This window comes from Oleiphilus sp. HI0117 (assembly GCF_001635235.1).
Genome location: NZ_LWGA01001111.1, coordinates 1 through 2,394 on the forward strand (window position 1 = coordinate 1; position 2,394 = coordinate 2,394).

Here is a 2,394-nt window from a genome sequence, read left to right on the forward strand (position 1 = left end):
CCAGCAAGGCCAATCAAGGCAATACCAATGATCGCATTGATTAAATACCCCAAAGTCTTACTGTATTGCTCAGGCTTGAGAAATTCTCGTGAGAATAGCGCTGAAAAAAGTAAACAGCTGGACGGCAATAACAATAAAAGCGTGTGATGAAACTCGGGGTTATCTGAATAAATAAAGGGGAAAAGCTTCGCTCTCATAATACCAAAGAACAGCATGTACAAGAATGCTGCGACTGAATAGTATAAATACAGCTTTTCCCTGAGCGCGACAAAGATTAATAAGTTAAAGAAGACAATAACTGATACAACGCCAAAGTAGGTCGCATGTAATGCGTCTTCTTTTCCTAGCTGCACAAAGGTGCTCGTTGCATCAGAAATTTTCATCGGAACCAACTGAGAACCTGCCGTGTCGACTCTTAGATAAATCTGGTGGGTTTCACCCGCAGCTATTTTGACAGGAAAGAGAAAATTAGGGTGATCTATCAGGCGCTGCGAATAGGGCTTTCTATCTCCGGTGTGAACTTCACTGACTAAGTTGTCACCTGCAAAATGATAAAAATCCACATAATCCAACAAAGGGTAACTGATCTCTAGAATCTGCTCCTTTTGCGCCTGGCTTGGGTTACTTAATTCAAAACGATACCAGTACGGATAACGCTGATAACCAAAGTTAGCCGAGTCTTCACTAAGACCTTTCCATTCACCTTCTCTTACAAGGCTTTTTATTGCCTCTATGCCGCTGTTACCTGAGTGATCTACTAGGTATTCACTTCGAATAATACGGGGCGCACCATCGTCTGGCATCACATTCGTAATACCCCAAGCAGGCCCGATAAAGCTTCCACTTAGACACAGCAAGAATATCAGTAGCGGCCTAAGCAAAATGTTTTTTAAGAACGTCATATATAAGGTTGGCTAATTTTAGTGTAAACAATTTCTCTGTTTCTTAAGCGTAGCAGGACAATTGATTTTTTCCTCTGCTCACTTGATATACATTTATGAGTAGATTCCCCCTTATTCACAAACTATTTCAAACAAATACATGCTATGACTTCAACTAAGCTCTATACTGAAGCTATGCTGCCTATAAAAAATATACTTGTAGAAAATAAGGAGTTATCGATGAGTAGTGCAGAAGCGAGCAAACAAGCCAAAATAATTAGTGAACTACGCGTCTTTATTCGAAAGTGTCTAAGTGACCCTAGTGTTTCAACAAAATGCATGGAGATCGCACGCGAGCTGAAAAATGAACCTGATGCTTCCGCTAAAATAGCAGAGAAGATCAGCGCCTCAACAATTGTTAGAATTCCTGAACAATTGAGTGATGCTGATAAGATCTTCTTGGAAGTCATTCACGAAGTCTTAGATGACGAAGCTGCGTTATATTAAGCTGAAGCAGTAATCTAGATTTAGCCTTGAGTGATTAAATCTATGCACCAATAGTCTGTGTTTATCTCAGACTATTGGCTATCCTCGGAGAGCTGACACAAACTACGCAATAACTTCATTGCTCGTTGAACCTCCATAGAAGCGTTCACGATTTCTTTCTGCTCTGCCAGAATATCTCTTAATGTATCAGTGGTCGTCAGTGGATTTGCTAATACCACTCGAAAGACGACACATGCTTGTCGATTATACTTCGGGGGTTCCAAACGCGTTCTTGAAACAAACGATAGGCCTTTCTCACGCTGAGTTTTTTGTACAAACTTAGTGATACGATCCAGAACTGCATTGATCTTTTCCATCAAAATATCGTCTGCAACTGCTAACACCGACGTTGCAAACTCCGGGCAATAACGATAAGTAATAATATTTAACTCAGGATAGGTAATCACCTCGAAGTCCTGATCGTTGTCGATCATGGCAGCAAAAGCTTTGGCTTTATTGATACCTTCGTTGATCAATATCTCGTATCCATCTTTGGCAATAATCTTCAGGCCAGAGTGAATCAGCATCGCCATTCCCGGGCGTGAACCTTCGAGAGTTGTACTTCCCAAATCCTTCGAGCCACGACGGACAACATACTGAGCATGATGTTCAATGGCCTTCAGTTTCTTTGGGTCCTTAAACACCACCAAGCCACTACCCATCGGAACATATAACTGCTTGTGTGCATCCAGGGTGACAGAATCTGCTTTTTCGATGCCTTTTAATAAAGAGCGATAGTCATTTGAAAATAATGTCGGGCCACCCCAGGCTGCATCGACATGAAAGTGAGCCTTAAACTCGCGCGCGATTTCAGCCACTTCTTCAAGAGGGTCGATATTGCCTGTCTCTGTTGTACCGGCAATGCCAATCACGCTAATTATGCAGATATTTTCTTTCTTCAAGCGAGTGCAGGTATCTCGTAAGGCTTCCAGATCTATACGGTTATGCTCATCAGTCTCTACAGAAA

At 41.8% G+C, this 2,394-nt stretch carries 3 protein-coding genes; 1 reads left to right on the forward strand and 2 read right to left on the reverse strand.

Annotated elements, in window-relative coordinates; all coding sequences use genetic code 11:
• A partial coding sequence (locus A3757_RS19965; RefSeq protein WP_197470150.1) for a 7TM-DISM domain-containing protein occupies positions 1-902 on the reverse strand: 902 nt, incomplete at its 3' end.
• A gap of 219 nt (positions 903-1,121) precedes the next feature.
• On the opposite strand from A3757_RS19965, the gene A3757_RS19970 reads away from it, so the two are divergent.
• The gene (locus tag A3757_RS19970; RefSeq protein WP_068510046.1) at positions 1,122-1,388 is read left to right on the forward strand and encodes a hypothetical protein; all 267 of its coding nucleotides are present in this window, start codon (positions 1,122-1,124) and stop codon (positions 1,386-1,388) included.
• 71 nt (positions 1,389-1,459) lie between these two features.
• Here A3757_RS19970 and A3757_RS19975 read toward each other — a convergent pair.
• Positions 1,460-2,394: aminotransferase class V-fold PLP-dependent enzyme (locus A3757_RS19975; RefSeq protein ID WP_156506442.1), on the reverse strand; the 935-nt coding region annotated here is incomplete at its 5' end.

Coding starts and splice junctions, on each gene's coding strand:
- A3757_RS19970 (WP_068510046.1), top strand. CDS start 1,122: ATGAGTAGTGCAGAAGCGAGCAAACAAGCCAAAATAATTAGTGAACTA.